Annotated in this window: 13 protein-coding genes; 10 read left to right on the top strand and 3 right to left on the bottom strand. The window is 69.9% G+C overall.

The annotated features are described in order from the left end of the window. Positions 1-129 precede the first annotated feature (129 nt). Positions 130-2,325, bottom strand: coding sequence for a sensor domain-containing diguanylate cyclase (locus ACFOM9_RS06730; protein WP_386707960.1), 2,196 nt, complete (start codon positions 2,323-2,325; stop codon positions 130-132). Between the two features lie 245 nt (positions 2,326-2,570). On the opposite strand from ACFOM9_RS06730, the gene ACFOM9_RS06725 reads away from it, so the two are divergent. The 5 genes from ACFOM9_RS06725 to ACFOM9_RS06705 all read left to right on the top strand — a co-directional run bounded on the left by ACFOM9_RS06725 (position 2,571) and on the right by ACFOM9_RS06705 (position 7,704). After that, the gene (locus ACFOM9_RS06725) at positions 2,571-4,325 is read left to right on the top strand and encodes a glutamine--tRNA ligase/YqeY domain fusion protein (protein WP_386707957.1); all 1,755 of its coding nucleotides are present in this window, start codon (positions 2,571-2,573) and stop codon (positions 4,323-4,325) included. A 79-nt stretch (positions 4,326-4,404) separates the two neighbouring features. Further along, a complete protein-coding gene (locus tag ACFOM9_RS06720) occupies positions 4,405-4,824 on the top strand; it encodes a hypothetical protein (RefSeq protein WP_386707954.1) in 420 nt (139 codons plus the stop codon). Continuing rightward, complete coding sequence (locus ACFOM9_RS06715; RefSeq protein WP_386707951.1) at positions 4,824-5,399, top strand: nucleoside deaminase; 576 nt, start codon at positions 4,824-4,826, stop codon at positions 5,397-5,399. The genes ACFOM9_RS06720 and ACFOM9_RS06715 overlap by 1 nt, the downstream gene beginning before the upstream one ends. A gap of 102 nt (positions 5,400-5,501) precedes the next feature. After that, positions 5,502-6,587 carry a 23S rRNA (cytidine(2498)-2'-O)-methyltransferase RlmM gene (rlmM, locus tag ACFOM9_RS06710; protein WP_386707948.1) on the top strand — a complete coding sequence of 362 codons (1,086 nt, stop codon included), beginning with the start codon at positions 5,502-5,504 and terminating at the stop codon, positions 6,585-6,587. A 364-nt stretch (positions 6,588-6,951) separates the two neighbouring features. After that, complete coding sequence (locus ACFOM9_RS06705; protein WP_386707945.1) at positions 6,952-7,704, top strand: EF-hand domain-containing protein; 753 nt, start codon at positions 6,952-6,954, stop codon at positions 7,702-7,704. Between the two features lie 99 nt (positions 7,705-7,803). On the opposite strand, the gene ACFOM9_RS06700 is transcribed toward ACFOM9_RS06705, so the two are convergent. Both ACFOM9_RS06700 and ubiH read right to left on the bottom strand, forming a co-directional pair. Beyond that, positions 7,804-8,982, bottom strand: coding sequence for a UbiH/UbiF family hydroxylase (locus ACFOM9_RS06700; RefSeq protein ID WP_386707942.1), 1,179 nt, complete (start codon positions 8,980-8,982; stop codon positions 7,804-7,806). After that, positions 8,979-10,211 carry a 2-octaprenyl-6-methoxyphenyl hydroxylase gene (gene ubiH, locus ACFOM9_RS06695; protein ID WP_386707939.1) on the bottom strand — a complete coding sequence of 411 codons (1,233 nt, stop codon included), beginning with the start codon at positions 10,209-10,211 and terminating at the stop codon, positions 8,979-8,981. Before ubiH ends, ACFOM9_RS06700 begins: the two co-directional genes overlap by 4 nt. A 236-nt stretch (positions 10,212-10,447) precedes the next feature. Between ubiH and ACFOM9_RS06690 the strand changes: the two genes are divergently transcribed. The 5 genes from ACFOM9_RS06690 (at position 10,448) to ACFOM9_RS06670 (ending at position 16,436) form a co-directional block, all read left to right on the top strand. Continuing rightward, positions 10,448-11,044, top strand: a complete 597-nt coding sequence (locus ACFOM9_RS06690; protein ID WP_386707936.1) for a hypothetical protein — start codon at positions 10,448-10,450, stop codon at positions 11,042-11,044. Between the two features lie 9 nt (positions 11,045-11,053). Next, positions 11,054-11,614: a cob(I)yrinic acid a,c-diamide adenosyltransferase gene (locus ACFOM9_RS06685; RefSeq protein WP_386707933.1), complete on the top strand. Its 561-nt coding sequence runs from the start codon at positions 11,054-11,056 to the stop codon at positions 11,612-11,614. A 28-nt stretch (positions 11,615-11,642) separates the two neighbouring features. Next, on the top strand, positions 11,643-12,557 hold the full coding sequence (locus ACFOM9_RS06680) for a histone deacetylase family protein (protein WP_386708162.1): 915 nt from the start codon (positions 11,643-11,645) through the stop codon (positions 12,555-12,557). 163 nt (positions 12,558-12,720) lie between these two features. Continuing rightward, complete coding sequence (lptD, locus tag ACFOM9_RS06675; protein WP_386707930.1) at positions 12,721-15,132, top strand: LPS assembly protein LptD; 2,412 nt, start codon at positions 12,721-12,723, stop codon at positions 15,130-15,132. Beyond that, complete coding sequence (locus ACFOM9_RS06670) at positions 15,129-16,436, top strand: peptidylprolyl isomerase (RefSeq protein ID WP_386707927.1); 1,308 nt, start codon at positions 15,129-15,131, stop codon at positions 16,434-16,436. Before lptD ends, ACFOM9_RS06670 begins: the two co-directional genes overlap by 4 nt. Position 16,437 lies beyond the last annotated feature (1 nt).

The raw sequence follows: 16,437 nt of genomic DNA, 5'->3' as shown, positions 1-16,437 counted from the left end.
GACGGCACATGGTAAGGACTTGCGTGCCCCACCTCCCCGTTTGCGGGCGCGGCTAGCGCGACGATCGTCTTCCCGAGGATCCTCGCGGACCTGGCCCCTGCGAAAGGGCGCGGCCCGGCATGTGTCCGGTCAGCTGAATACGGCCGGGGCCACGTGCACGCAATTGCGGCCGCCGCGCTTGGCGGCATACAGGGCCTTGTCGGCGCGGTCGATCGTTTCGGCCGGAAGTTCGTTGTGCAGTCGGGTCGCCACGCCGACGCTCACGGTCAGGCGCAGCGGCTGTCCTTCCCATTCCAGCATCAGCCCTTCGACGTCGGCGCGCAGCTGCTCGCCGACCATCCGCGCCGCCGCGCCGCCGCGCGCCGGCAGCACGGCGATGAATTCCTCTCCGCCGTAGCGGCCCAGCAGGTCACCCTCGCCCAGGGACCCGCGCAGCGCCTGCGCGACCGTGCGCAGGCAGTGATCGCCGCAGGCGTGACCATATTTGTCGTTGATGGCCTTGAAATGGTCCATGTCGACGAACAGCACCGAGATCGGCTGCCCATCGCGCTCGGCTTCGCCGAAGCTGCGCACCAGCCACTGGTCGATGGTGCGGCGGTTGAACGTGCCGGTCAGGGCGTCGAGCTCGGCCGAACGCCGCAGCTGGATCGCGGTCAGCGCCTGGTCGACGTGGACCAGGGCCAGGCGGATGAATTCGCCGGCCAGCGCCAGCTCCTCGGTGGTGAAACCCTCGCCACCGGCGCGCTCGAGCAGCAGCATGCCCCAGGCCGGTGCCCGGATCGGCAACGGCACCAGGGCTTCCATCGCCAGCGCGCCGTCGTCGCCCGCGCTCAGCGGCTGCTGCAGCGGAATGCCGTTGGCGGCGTGGCGCTTGAGCGACAGCTCGCGCTTGGCCAGGAACGCCTCGGCCTCGGCCTTGCGCGCGGCCGGCACCGACACCTGGACGTTGCGACCGTGATAACCGCGTGCCACCACCACCGCCTTCCCGGCGCGTACCAGCGGGACCAGGTGTTCGAGCAGCAGGTGGAAGGCGGTCCATTCGATGTCGCCCTCGGCGCAGCTGCGCAGCTTCACCTGGAACGCGGCGTTCAGGTCGGAGCGCGCGGCTTCGCGCTGCATCCGCCGTTCCGAGTCCAGTCGTGCCAGCTGGTCCCGGTCGCGCTGGTCGCGGTAGTCGCTGATGCGGTTGATCACCCCGACCGCGAGGATCGCCATGGCGCCGGCCAGCGCCAGCTGCTCGCCGGAACGCAGCCACGCCAGGTCCTGCAGGTAGCCCCACAGCATCAGCTGCCGGCCCGTGCCCGCGGCGATGGTCAGCACCGCCAGGATCGCCAGCGGCCAGCCCATCGGCAGGCGGCGGCGGGCGGCATCGAGCACCAGCCACAGGCATGCCAGCGCGCAGGCCGCGCGCGACAGCAGCGACAGCGGCAGCAACCAGCGCACCAGCGGCTGCAGGTCAAGCAGGCAGACCGCCGCCAGCACCGCCATCGCGATGCAGGCGATGTCGATGCCGCGCGTGATCCCGGGATGCAGCCGACGCGTACTTGCGTAGCGGAGCAGGAGCTGCGGCAGCGAGGCGCAGAGCAGGAACTGCAGCGCCAGCAGTCCCTGGACGCCCCACGCGGCCAGCCAGCGCAGCCCGTGCACCTGGTACAGGTGGCCGTTGATCGCCGACAGCGTGATCAGGGTCAGCGTGGCGCAGCCGAACAGGGTCAGGAACAACCGGTCGCGCGCCGCCGAGAACAGCGCCAGCGCCAGCAGCGCGAGGGTGAACAGGCTGGCGTAGATCGTCGCGCTGATCGCCACGCCCTGGCGCTCCATCCGCCAGGCCTCGGCATTGGCGACCACGCGCGGACGCAGCACGGCTGGCAGGTCGCCGGCGGCGCGCAGTTCGAGGTCGACATCGCCCTGCCAGCTGTAAGGCAGGGCGAATGCGTAGCCGGTCGGGAGCGGCCCGACGCCGGTGCGCGGGCTGAAGAATCCACGCGAGCTGCTGCTCCACTCGTCCCGGGCCAGCTGCACCCGTTCGACTGGCTTGCGCTCGATCCAGACCACCCAAGGATCGTCGCGGTCGGCGCGCTGCGGGAGGGTGAAATGCATGCGCACCACCGCGTCCGCCGAGCGGCCATCGACCACCAGGCCCTGCCCGTCCGCGGTGATCGGCGCATCCGGGCCTGGTCCCGCCGGCGCCAGCTGCACCGGGACCGTCTCGGCGCCGGGCAGGCCGCCGGCGACCGCGCTGGCCAACAGACCCAGCAACGCCAGCAGGCAAGCCCCGACCAGCCATTCGTGGCGCGAGGAATGGCGTAGCGTAGGCACGCTCATCGGCCAGTTCCGGGCAGGGTGGAGCCAACGGCGCGCTGCGGCGCCGCGGTCGTCCCGTCCTGTGGTGCTGTCTCCGACACCGAGTCGCCTCTGCCCCCGTCCATACGATGCCGCACGCAACATGCGTGCCAGTCGCCACGTACCGTCCTCCGGGACGGCTCGACCCTGCCCTCGCGAGGCGACCATCGAAGCACTCGCGGGCTGGTGGCCTCGGCTAAACTGTTGTTTTTCCCGGCCCCCCGCACATGAGCCACAGCACCGCCACCGGCGTCGGCGAACCCGCCGCGCCCGTCGAAAAGCAGGATTTCATCCGCCAGATCGTCCGCCAGGATCTGGCCGCGGGGAAGCACGCGGCCATCCGCACCCGCTTCCCGCCCGAACCCAACGGCTACCTGCACATCGGCCACGCCAAGGCGATCTGCCTGGATTTCGGCATCGCGGCCGAGTTCGGCGGGCTGTGCAACCTGCGTTTCGACGACACCAATCCGGCCAAGGAAGACCCGGAGTTCGTGCAGGCGATCCAGGACGACGTGCGCTGGCTGGGCTTCGAATGGGCCAGCCTGCGCCATGCCTCCGACTATTTCGAGGTGTTCTACCTCGCCGCCGAGAAGCTGATCGCCCAGGGCGACGCCTTCGTCTGCGACCTCAGCGCCGAGCAGGTACGGGAGTACCGCGGCACGCTGACCGAACCGGGCCGCAACTCGCCCTACCGCGACCGCGGCGTGGAGGAAAACCTGGACCTGTTCCGGCGCATGCGCGCCGGCGAGTTCCCGGATGGGGCGCGCACCCTGCGGGCGAAGATCGACATGGGCAGCGGCAACATCAACCTGCGCGACCCGGCGCTGTACCGGATCAAGAAGGTCGCGCACCAGAACACCGGTGACGCCTGGCCGATCTACCCGATGTATGACTTCGCCCATTCCCTGGGCGACGCGGTCGAGGGCATCACCCACTCGCTGTGCACCCTGGAGTTCGAGGATCACCGGCCGCTGTACGACTGGTGCGTGGAACGGGTCGATCTCGCCGGCTCGCCGGAGTTGCTCGCGCCGCTGCTGGCCAAGGGCCTGCCGAACGAGGCCGCCAGGCCGCGGCAGATCGAGTTCTCGCGCCTGAACATCAATTACACGGTGATGAGCAAGCGCAAGCTGGTGGCGATGGTCAACGATGGCCTGGTCGACGGCTGGGACGATCCGCGCATGCCCACCCTCCAGGGCCTGCGCCGCCGCGGCTACACGCCGGCGGCGCTGCGGCTGCTGGTCGACCGCGTCAGCATCAGCAAGCAGAACTCGGTGATCGACTTCTCGGTGCTGGAAGGCTGCCTGCGCGACGACCTCGATGCGCACGCGCCGCGCCGGATGGCGGTGGTCACGCCGCTGAAGTTCGTGCTGACCAACCTGCCCGAGGGGCATGCCGAGACGCTCTCGTTCGGCAACCACCCCAAGGACGAATCGTTCGGCACGCGCGAGGTGCCGTTCTCGCGCGAACTGTGGATCGAACACGACGACTTCGCCGAAGTGCCGCCCAAAGGCTGGAAGCGGCTGGTGCCCGGCGGCGAAGTACGCCTGCGCGGCGCCGGCATCGTGCGCTGCGACGAGGTGGTCAAGGACGACGCAGGCAACATCGTGGAACTGCGCGGCACGCTGGACCCCGAATCGCGGCCGGGCATGGAAGGTGCCAACCGCAAGATCAAGGGCACCATCCACTGGGTCGACGCGACGCGCGCGGTGCCGGCGGAAATCCGCCTCTACGACCGCCTCTTCTCGGTCGCCGACCCGGACGACGAGAGCGAAGGCAAGACCTACCGCGACCATCTCAATCCGGACTCGCGGAAGGTCGTGCAGGGGTATGTCGAGCCGGCGGCAGCGGACGCTGCGTCCGAAACGCACTTCCAGTTCGAGCGCACGGGCTATTTCGTCGCCGATCGCCGCGACCACCGCGCCGGCTCGCCGGTGTTCAACCGCAGCGTCAGCCTGCGCGACACGTGGTCCGCAACGCCATGACGTTGCGCGCGGCGAACGTCGGGATTCGCTCGATCGCCGCGTGCACGCGAGCTTCGTGGATGCAGAAGGGAGATTGACCATGCCGAAGTTGGTTCAGAAGGCCATCGCGCTGTGCCTGTTCGCCCTGCTGGCCGCCTGCACGGCCCCCGCCACCAACGGCGCCGCTGCCCCGTCGCAGCCCCAGGCCAAGCCGCCCCCGGAGATGTCGCGCCCGCTGCCTCCCGACCGGGTGCGCGAGGCCCCGGTGATCGACAGCCGCTGCAAGGTCGACGCCGACTGCGCGGTCAAGAACGTCGGCAACTGCTGCGGCGAGATGCCGGCATGCGTCAACAAGGACAGCCCCACCGACCCGGCAGCCGTGCAGTCGCAGTGTGCGAAGGACGGACGCATGGGCGTCTGCGGGTTCCGCCAGATCAGCAGTTGCTCGTGCAACGCCGGACGCTGCGAACCCGGGCGATCCTCCATGCCGTTGCAGTCACCATCGGAGACGACGTCCTGATGCTCTACGCACAGATCCACCTCACCCTGCCGGCGTGGGTGCACGAAGCAGTCGACGGCGCGCGCAGCTACGGTTCCGATGCGGAAAAAGTCTCGCTGGCGATCGAACTGTCGCGCCGCAACCTCGAAGCCCGCACCGGCGGCCCGTTCGGCGCGGCGGTCTTCAACGCCGACGACCGCCTCGTCGCGGTCGGGGTCAACGTGGTGCTGCCGCAGAACACGTCGCTGGGGCACGCGGAGACCATGGCCTACATGCTGGCCCAGCAAAGGCTGCAGCGCGCCCGGCTCAACCGCGACGAGGCCGGTGAACCCGAGGGCCGCTACACCCTGGCCACTTCGGCGCAGCCGTGCTGCCAGTGCTACGGCGCCACGATCTGGGCGGGCATCGATCGCCTGCTGATCAGCGCCCGCGCCGAGGACGTGATGGCGCTGACCGAGTTCGACGAGGGGCCGCTGCCCGCGGACTGGATCGGCGAGCTGGGCAAGCGCGGGATCGAGGTCGTGCGGGACATCCAGCGCGACGACGCGCGCGCGGTCCTGCGCGCCTACGGCGAACAGGGCGGCCGGCGTTACTGATGGCGGCCGCCGCTGTCGTCGGAGCGGCTTCTGCCGCGATCTCCCGACTCTCCAGAACCCGGAAACCTGCGACGGACGCCGCTTCGACATGAGCGATGCGAGATGACCGGACTGCTCTGCTATTGCCGCGCCGGTTTCGAGCCTGAACTGGCCGCCGAACTGACCGCGCGCGCGGCCGAGGTCGGCGTCTTCGGCCATGCGCGCACCGAGCGCGGAAGCGGGTTCGTGGTGTTCGCCACCGACCAGGCGGCAGCGCTGTCGCGCGCGTTGCCGTGGCGCGACCTGGTGTTCGCACGGCAGAAGCTGCAGCTGCTCGCCGAACTGCGCGGGCTGGATCCGAAGGACCGGATCGCGCCGATCCTCGCGGCGTTGCACGCCGACGCGGCGGGCTCCGTCCTGCCCGCCGGGCAAGACCCCGGAAACCGCTACGGCGAGCTGCTGGTGGAGCACCCCGACAGCGACGCCGGCAAACCGCTGTCGGGTCTGGCGCGCGCGTTCGGCAATGCGCTGCGCCCCGCGCTGCGCACGGCCGGCGTGCTCACCGCGCGTGACACCGCATCGCTGCCGCGCCTGCACGTGTGCTTCGTCGACGGCGACCACGCGTTCGTCGCCTGCAGCGATCCGTCCGACAGCGCACCGTGGCCGCTTGGCATCCCGCGCCTGCGGCTGCTGCCGGACGCGCCTTCGCGCTCGGCGCTGAAGCTCGAGGAAGCGCTGCTCACCCTGCTCGACGAAAGCGAACGCGGCCGCCTGCTACGCGAAGGCATGCGCGCCGCGGACCTCGGCGCCGCCCCCGGCGGCTGGACCTGGGTGCTTACCCGCCACGGCCTGCGCGTGAGCGCGGTCGACAACGGTCCGCTGCGCCAGCACGTGCTCGACACCGGGCTGGTCGAGCACCTGCGCGCCGACGGCTTCCAGTGGCAGCCGCCGCGTCCGCTGGACTGGATGGTCTGCGACATGGTCGAGCAGCCACGTCGCGTCGCCGAGCGCATGGCCACCTGGCTGCGCGAAGGCTGGTGCCGGCAATCGATCTTCAACCTCAAGCTGCCAATGAAGAAACGCTGGGACGAAACCCGGCTGTGCCTGGACCTGCTCGCCGCGCAGGCGCAGCGGCCGCTGGTGGTGCGCGCCCACCAGCTCTACCACGACCGCGAGGAAATCACGGTCTTCGCCGCGCTGGAATCCTGATCGCTCTCCGGACAACGGGCAGACCTTCATCCCGGCTACCGCAACCCTCGTGTCCGCTGCCAGCCCGCGTGAGTACGTGTCAGCTGCCCTTTGCACTACCGCGCGCCTGGCCCAGGCGCCTGACCGCTAGCGACGCGCCGATACGCACCTGCTGCGATCGCGCCCGCAGGATCGGCCCGTCGAGCAGAAGGCCGATCGGCAAAGCCCGACGCCTGGAAACCCGAATACGGGACATCGCCGTACGCCGCCAATCAGAGCGAATCGGGGTCGAAGGCGACCCCGTTCAGGGTCGGTTCCCGCAGTTGACGCTGGATTCATTGCCCCGGTCCTAGCGTGGCCGCGTCATCCCAGCCTGGAGATTGAAATGAACCGCATCCCGACCCGATCGCTATTGACCCTGGCCCTGCTCGGCGCGTTCGCCGCCGGCAGCGCGCGAGCGCAGGATGCCGTGCACCGGAGCGCCGCCACCGCGACCACCAAGGACGCGGCACAGGCCGCGGCCGCGGAAGCGGACGTTGCCCGCAACCAGGCCGAGGCGGCCCGCGACGCCGCGCAGCAGGCAGCCGCGAGCAAGCGCGGCGGCGCCCTGACCACCGAGGGGGACGCTAATGCCACGTACCACGCTTATGTCGCCGACCGCTCCTCGGTGCAGGCCGAACAGGCCGCACTGGACGCCACGCGGGCGGCCAACCAGGCCGGCGCCGCGCAGTCCGCCGCTGCCGGCGGCACGCGCCAGGCCGACCATGCCGTGCACCAGGCGCGCCAGGCCGCCAATGCCGCGCAGGCGGCGAGCACCCAGGCCACGGCGGCCGCAACCGATGCATCGCTCGCGGCCCAGGCGGCCACCGACGCGGTCAACACCCCACCAGCCCCGCCACCGCCGGCCCCCGTTGCGCCCACGGGGCCGACGCAACCGCTGGTCAGCGTCACCTCGGGACCGTCGAACTCCATCGTTGGCGATTACAAGATCGACTTCGCCGCGATGGACAGCAACGGCAACGGCAGCATCAGCCGCAGCGAAGCGAAGATCAACGCGACGCTGTCCGCGGAATTCGACGCGGTCGACAACAACCACGACGGCAAGCTCGACAGGCAGGAACTGAAAAGCTGGATGTAGACCGGCCGCAACCGCAAAAACGAAGCCCCGCGAACGCGGGGCTTTGCTTGTGCGCGAACCGCTGCATTTCGCCGCGCGGTCGCAACCACGAGGGTCCGGCTAGAGCCCCGCCGCGCGCCGCCACAGCGCGTCGGTGAGCGGCGGCAGCCGCCCGGCGAGCCCGAGCAGCGGTCCGCGCAACAGCGTGCGATGCATGCCGTCACTTGAGAACAGCCGGTTGATGCCGTCGAATGCGTGCGCGGCCAGCGCGTTCTCGCTGGTACGACCGCGTCCCCAGCGCGCCAGGCGCTGAGGCGACGTCCAGTCGGCGCGGCGTGCCTGCGCGACGGCGACCGCGTCGCGCAGCGCGGTCACGTCGCGCAGCCCGAGGTTGACACCCTGGCCTGCGAGCGGGTGCACCACATGGGCGGCATCGCCGACAACCAGGACCCGACCATGCACGCACGAGGATGCCAACTGCCGGCGCAGCGGGAACGCTACGCGCCTGGACACCGCGCGCATCGATCCCAGCCGCGCATCGAAGGCACGCGTGAGCTCACGCGCGAACGCGTCGTCGTCCAACGCCAGCACCTCGGCCGCGCGCGCATCGGGCAGCGTCCACACGATCGAACTGCGGCCCTGCGTGAAAGGCAGCACCGCCAACGGCCCCCCGGGCAGGAAGCGTTGCCAGGCGGTGTCCTCGTGCGGGCGCTGCGTATCGATGTATGCGACCACGCCGCGCTGGCCGTATTCATGGCGGCTGACCTCCCCGCCAGCGAGGCGGCGCAGCGTGGATTCGGCGCCGTCGGCGGCGATCGCGATGCGCGCGTCGATGCGGCTGCCATCGTGCAGGCGCAGGCGCACGCCTTCGTGATCCTGTTCCAGCGCCTCCACGCGCGCCGGCACCCGCACGTCGATCCCGGCGCGCGACAGCGCCGACCACAGTCGGTCGAGCAGCAGCGCGTTTTCGACGATCCAGCCCAGCCCTGCGCGGCCGGCCGCGTCCGCATCGAACACCAGCTCCCCGCCGCCCGCCGCATCCCATACCCGCATCCGCCGGTACGTCTGCGCGCGCGCATCGAGCACTTCGCGCCAGGCGCCGAACGTGTCGAGCAGCGCGGCGTTGTCGGGTGCGAAGGCGAACACGCGCAGGTCCGGATGCTCGCGCGACCAGGGCGCCGGTTCGCTGGCTTCCACCAGGGCGACATCCAGGCCGAGCCCGGCCAGCGCCAGCGCGCAGGCGGCGCCGACGACGCCGCCGCCCACGACCACGACCTCCTTGCGCGCGCCGCGGCTCACGAGGCCTTCCTGCACAGCGCCGGCACCTGCCCGCGATAGCCCATCGCGCCACCGACCAGCCAGGCCTGCGCAGAGGGCATCCGATCGAGCGCGAACAGTCCCAGGCTGCGCAGGGGACGCAGCAGCGGCGCATCGTTCGCGGTCAGGCGCGCCAGGCCGTCGCTCATCGCCAGCGTGCGCGCGCGGTCGTCTTCGCGCCTTTGAACATGCTCGGCCAGCAGGCCGGGGTCGCCCGGATCGGCGCCAGCGCCGCCGCGGGTTTCGATCAGTTCAGCCAGCGTCAGCGCGTCGCGCAGGCCCAGGTTAAAGCCCTGCGCACCGATCGGATGCAGGGTCTGCGCGGCGTTGCCGACCAATGCCGCGCGCGGGGCGATGGTGCTGCGCGCGACCGTCCGGATCGCAGGGTAGATGCTGCGCGCGCCGATCGATTCCAGGCGACCGACGCGCCAGCCGAACGCGCGCTGGATCCGATCGAGGAACGCCGTGTCATCCAGCGCCTGCACCGTTGCCGCCTCGTCGCGCGCCACCCCGTGGACGAGACCGAAGTGCCGGTCGCCCCGCGGCAGCAGCGCGGTCGGTCCGTGGTCGCCCAGTCGCTCGTATGCCGTGCCGTCGGGGGCGCGCGCCGCGCGCAGCCGGGCGACGAACAGGCTCTGCAGGTAGTCGTGCCGCTCCGCTTGGATGCCGAGCGCGTCGCGCACGGCGCTGCCGGTGCCGTCGGCAGCAACCAGCAGCCGCGCGCGGAGTCCGCGCTCGCCGCCCGCGTCGGCGATTCGGACCACGCGCGTCGAATCGTCGCCGCCCGCCAGGCCGACGAAGCGCGCGGGCCGGTAGCGGGTCAGCCGCTGCAGTTCCTGCAGCCTGCTTTCCAGAGCCTCGCCGAAGTCGCGCGCGACCACCACGCGGCCGAACGCCTCGCGTCCATAGTCAGCCGCCACCAGGCAGGCGCGGCCGAAATCGCCGCGGCGGCTGACGTGGATGCGGGTGATGGCGCCGGTGGGTGCGCTCAGCTTGGACATCACGCCCAACGCCTCCAGCGCGTTGACCGTGGCATCGGCGAAGCTGAGGTTGCGCTCGTCGAACACGGCCGGCAGCGCGCCGGCCGGGGCGGCTTCGACCATGCCGACGTCGAGCCCGATCCGGTCCAGGGCGATCGCCAGGCTGGCCCCGACCAGCCCGCCGCCGACGATCACCACGTCATGTTCTTTCCGCGCGACCACATGATTCATGCCGGCATGATAGTGGGTGCACCCGGTCCGGACGTGGTCCCGGCCACCTGGTGGCCGCCAGCGGGGGACGGGTTCGCCTCCCAGGCCGGGCCGCACGGGCGCGGCCCGCGCCATGTGCTCGTGTCCCGGCGCCGCGCTGCGCGCGTTTCCGGATCGGGCGCCCGTCAGGGACCGACGACGGGTCATTTCGCTAGAATGGTCGCATCCGCATCCCGCGACCGGAGCCGCCCCGCCCAATGAACGCCAACCTGCAACGCGTCATCGTCCTGTCCCTGCTCATCCTGCTGATGGCAGCGACGCGCTCGCACGTCTTCTCCCACTTCACGCCGGTGCCGGACGCGTCGTGGGCGGTGTTCTTCATCGGCGGCTTCTACCTGCGCAACTGGTCGCGCTGGGCGTTCCCGCTGCTGATGGTGCTGGCGGTGGCGATCGACTACGCCGTGATCACCAACCAGGGCATGAGCTTCTGGAGCCACTACTGCGTTTCACCGGGCTACTGGTTCCTGGTTCCCGCGCACCTCGCGATGTGGGTGGGCGGGTTTTGGCTGCGCCGCAATTACAGCGGCGCCAGCGTTGCATCGCTCGCCAGGCTGGCCTTCAGCTTCGTGGCAGCCACCGCGTTGTGCCACCTGCTCGCGCAGGGCGGCTTCTACTGGCTCAGCAACAGCGTTGCCGAGCCGACGTTCGCTGGCTGGGCCAAGAACTATGGCGACTGGTTCGCGCCCTATCTGCAGGGCACGGCGATGTTCGTGACCCTGGCGGCCCTGGCTCAGGTGGTGGGCGAACAGATCAGCAGGCACGCCCATCCGTTCGCACGCCGGATGAAGCACTGACCTCCCGCCATGGGCAACCGACTGTCGAAGATCTACACCCGCACCGGCGACGACGGCAGCACCGGTCTGGGCGACGGCAGCCGCGTTGGCAAGGACTCGGCGCGCGTGGCCGCCTACGGCACGGTCGACGAAGCCAATTCGACCATCGGCCTGCTGCTTGCAGCGGACGTCCCCGATGACATCCGCGAACTGCTGACCACGATCCAGCACCAGCTGTTCGACCTCGGCGGCGAGTTGTGCATCCCCGGGCATGCGGCGATCGACGATGCGGATATCGACCGCCTCGAGCAGCACCTGGACCACTACAACGACGCGCTGCCACCGCTGAAGGAATTCATCCTGCCCGGCGGCGGCGATGCCGCGGCGCGCTGCCACGTCGCGCGCACCGTGGTGCGGCGTGCAGAACGCGAAACCGTGGCGCTGGCGCGCGCGGAGACCGTCCGCCCGCAGCCGATCCGCTACCTCAACCGCCTCTCCGACCTGCTGTTCGTGCTCGCCCGCGTGCTGGCCCGGCACAGCGGCCACGGCGAAGTCATCTGGCAACACGAGCGGCGCAAGCCCCGGGCCTGACACCGGCCGGCCCTGAATCGCCATGCGCCTGCCGGTCTTCACCCACTCCGCCTGCCTCGACCACGATACCGGTCCCGGCCATTTCGAAACGTCGCAGCGGCTCGGCGCGGTGATCGACGCGCTGCGCCACGACGTCGACGATCTCGACTGGCGCGAAGCGCCCCGCGCGACCCGCGGCCAGCTGCTGCGCGTGCACCATGAATCGCTGCTCGACGCCGTGCTGGAAACGCAGCCGGCACAGCGCGTCGAACTGGACCCCGACACGATCCTGTCGCCGCAATCGGCGGAAGCGGCGCTGCGCGCAGCCGGCGCCGGCATCGCGGCCGTGGACGCGGTGATGGCCGGCGATACCACGGCCGCGTTCTGCGCGGTGCGGCCGCCGGGCCATCATGCGACGGCGCGGACGGCCATGGGTTTCTGCCTGTTCAACAACGTCGCGGTCGGTGCCGCCCACGCCCTGGAGGGGCATGGGCTTGCCCGGGTGGCGATCGCCGATTTCGATGTCCACCACGGCAACGGCACCCAGGCGATCTTCGAAGCCGAACCACGGGTGCAATACCTGAGTTCGCACCAGATGTCGCTGTATCCCGACACGGGCCACGTGCACGAGCGCGGCGTCGGCAACATCCGCAACGTGCCGCTGCCGCCGGGCACCGGCAGCCGTGGCTTCCGGGCCGCTTGGGAAGAGCACCTGCTGCCCGCGATCGACGCCTTCCGTCCGCAACTGCTGCTGGTCTCGGCCGGCTTCGATGCGCACTGGCGCGATCCGCTGGCGCAACTGCAGCTCGACGCCGAGGACTTCGCCTGGCTCACGACCGAGCTGCGTGGCCTCGCGGGCCGCCACGCTTCGGGTCGCCTGGTCTCCACGCTGGAGGGCGGGTACGACCTGCAGGCGCTGCGCGAATGCAGCGTGGCGCACGTCCGGGCACTGCGCGGAGACTGAAACGGAAGGGGTGCGTTCAGCTGGCGTTGCCGGGTCACTCTCCTCTGGCGGCCGGTTTTTGAACCACACGCACCCCACCGATGGCGCCGGGCATCGGCGTGCATTGCCGCTTGACGGGGGATGCGGCAAGCTAACCGCCGCTTTTCGTCGAACGGATGCCCGCGTGCGCCCTGTTTTCCGCTTGCTTCCGCTGCCGCTGTGCATCGCCCTTTCGCTGGCTGCCAATGCCGACGAAGACCGCCCCGAAAACTGGTCGCTGTGTCCCGTGCAGGATGCGGTCCCGGTGTTCGCTGACGCGCCGCCGTCGACGGGTGCCCCGGAAGATCGCGCGCTGCAGGACACCGACCTGGCCTGTGACAGCACCGAAGGCGTGATGGGCGGCACCGTGGTCTGCAAGGGCAACGTCACCCTGCATCGCGGCGACCAGTTCCTGCACGCCGACAACCTGCGCTTCGACCAGGCGAGTTCGCAGTACGCGGCCGAGGGCAACGTGCGCTACCAGGACTCGGGCATGCGCATGATTGCCGAGAGCGCGCACGGCGACCAGGAAAACGATACCCACCAGATCGACCGCGTCCGCTACCAGCTGATCGAGCGACGCGGCAACGGCGGTGCCGACAGCATCCGCATGGACGGCACCCAGGGCGCGCTGCTCGGCTCGACCTATTCGACCTGTCCGCCAAACGACCGCCAGTGGGAATTGCGCGCCAACCGCATCGACATCGACACCGAGTCGGGCTTCGGCACCGCGCGCAACGCGACCATCCGCGTCGGCAAGGTCCCGATCCTGTACGTGCCCTGGTTCCGGTTCCCGATCGACGATCGTCGCGTGACCGGCTTGCTCTACCCGAACGTGAGCCAGTCCGGGCGCAACGGCTTCGACTGGCGCCAGCCGATCTACCTCAACCTCGCGCCGAACTACGACATGACCCTGGAACCCAGGATCATGACCAAGCGCGGGCTAATGCTGAACACCGAATTCCGCTACCTCACGCCCACCGGCACCGGCGAGTTCGATATCGGCTACCTGCCGTCGGATGACCTGACCAGCCGCGAGCACGACCAGGAACTGGCCGAGTTCCTGGACCCGCAGAACATGTATCCGCTCGCCAATCGCCGCAAGGAGAATCGCGGACGCTTCCGGTTCCTGGGCAGGCAGAACATCAACCGTTCCTGGCAGGCGCGCGCCAACATCAACTGGATCAGCGATCCGCGCTACCTCGAGGACCTCAACAACAACCTCAGCACGATCTCCAACTACCGGGTCAACAGCGACATCGGCGTCTACGGCCGCGGACGCCACTGGGACGCCGGGCTGATGGCGGATTACTACCAGCTGGCCGACTACACCCTCTCGGAAACCAACCTGCCCTATTACCGCCTGCCGCGTGCCTACTTCAACTGGGAGCAGCCCTTCGGGCGCTGGTTCACCGCCGGCGTCAACGCCGAAGCGGCCCGGTTCGAGCACGTGGACAGCGACGCCCGCCCCGGCGGCAGCCGCATCGACCTCAAGCCCTACCTGAGCATGCCGCTCGGCGGCTCGAGCTGGTTCGTGACCCCGACCCTGGCCTGGCGCTATACCGGATACCAACTGGACCAGGACCTCGCCGACGATCTGGCGGGCCCCGGTGACAGTCCCGAAACCTCGCCCAGCCGCAGCCTGCCGATCAGCTCGATCGACGCCGGCCTGTACTTCGACCGCCACGTGAAGTTCCGCGGAGACGACTACGTCAACACGCTCGAGCCGCGGCTGTTCTACCTCAACGCGCCGTATCGCAACCAGGACAACCTGCCGATCTTCGACACCGGCCCGATGACCTTCAGCTGGGGCCAGCTGTTCCGCGACAACCGTTTCTCGGGTGCCGACCGCCAGACCGACGCCAACCAGCTGACCATGGCGGTGACCAGCCGCCTGATCCGCGAGTCGGACGGACGCGAAAAGCTGTCGGCGAGCCTCGGACAGATCCGCTACTTCGACGATTCCCGGGTCGGGCTGCGCTCCACCAGCCCGGTGCTGGAAAGCGGGCGCTCGGCGTGGATCACCGATGTCAGCTATGCGATCAACGACCGCTGGAACATCGGCGCCTCCTACCAGTGGGACCCCAAGTACGGACGCGAGGATCTGGCCAGCGTGCGCACGCGCTACCTGATCGGCGACGAGGGCATCGTCAACCTGAGCTATCGCTACCGCCGCAACTCAGGCAATGGCGAAGACCTGCTCGAACAGGCTGACCTGTCGTTCCTGTACCCGATCTCGCCGTCCTGGAGCCTGGTCGGGCGCTACTACTACTCGCTGCTGGACAACCAGCTGCTCGAAGGCATCGCTGGCGTGCAGTGGGACAGCTGCTGCCTGGCCGCCCGCCTCGTCGCCCGCCGCTACGTGCGCAATCGCACCGGCGACATGAACGATGCGATCCAGCTGGAGATCGAACTCAAGGGCCTGGGTTCGGCCGGACCGGACACGGAGAGCCGTTTGCGCCGTGCTATCCTCGGCTACTATCGCGAGGACCTCTACCTCGTGCCGCCGCCCGAAGTCCGCAGTGGCGACGACGACTCCCCCGACGACTCCCCATGAAGACACTTACTGCCTCATTCCTTGCCGTCGCCCTGCTGTTCGGCACGGCGGCGCACGCGCAGGTCCAGCCGCTGGATCGCATCGCCGCGGTCGTCGACGAAGATGTGATCCTGCAGAGCGAACTCGACCTGGCGCTCAACAACGTGCTGGCCCAGTACGCGGGCCGCCAGGACCAGCTGCCGCCGCGCGACATCCTGCAGCGACAGGTGCTCGAGCGCCTGATCCTGGTGCACCTGCAGTCGGCCCAGGCCAACCAGACCGGCGTGCGCGTCAGCGAAGAGGAGATCGATACCGCGATCTCCAACATCGCTGCGCAGAACAAGCTAAGCCCGGACCAGATGCGCCAGCAGCTGGCCAGCGATGGCATCTCCTACGACGACTTCCGCCGTTCGCTGCGCGACGAGCTGCTGAGCCAGCGGCTGCGGCAGCGCTTCGCGCAGACCCGGATCAGCGTGAGCGAGGCCGAGGTCGAAGCCGCGCTGGCGTCCCAGGACGGCGAGCAGTACCACCTCGCGCATATCCTGGTCGCCCTGCCCGACGGCGCCACGCCCGAGCAGATCGCGACCGGCCAGCAGAAGGTCGACGGGGTCAAGGCATTGCTCGACAAGGGCGAGATGACGTTCGCCGCCGCCGCGGTGCGCTATTCGGACAGCCCGAACGCGCTGGAAGGCGGCGACCTGGGCTGGCGCAGCCTGGACGAGATCCCGGCCGCCTTCGCCAACACGATCCGCGGCCTGCAGAAGGGCCAGGTGATCGGTCCGATCCGCGGCCCCAGCGGCTTCCAGCTGCTGCAGCTGGTCGAGACCCGCGCCAGCGACACCGCGGCCGCGCAGAGCGTCACCCAGTTCCAGGCGCGCCACATCCTGGTCCGCGACGAAAGCGGTGACGATGCAAAGGCCAAGGCCCGGATCGAGACCCTGCGCGCGCGCATCGCCGGCGGCGCCGATTTCACCGAAGTGGCGAAGGAGAGCTCCGACGACAGCTTCAGCAAGGACAAGGGCGGCGAGCTGGGCTGGTTCACGCAGGACCAGTTCGGGCCCGAGTTCGGCGCCGTGGTTGCCGCCCTGCAGGATGGCCAGGTCTCCGCGCCGTTCAAGACCCAGGCCGGCTGGCACATCGTCCAGCGCGAAGCCTCGCGCCAGACCGACGTCACCGACGACAATCGCCGCGCGCAGATGCGCGAGCGCATCGGCCAGCGCAAGCTCGAGGACGAGTGGAACCGCTACCTGCGCGAAATGCGCGGCGAAGCGTTCGTCGACATCCGCACCGGCACCCCGGCTGCCGCGGACGGCAACGGCGGCTGAG

The organism is Luteimonas notoginsengisoli, from assembly GCF_042648885.1.
Lineage (GTDB): Bacteria > Pseudomonadota > Gammaproteobacteria > Xanthomonadales > Xanthomonadaceae > Luteimonas > Luteimonas notoginsengisoli.
This window is presented reverse-complemented; position numbering and strand designations above follow the sequence as displayed.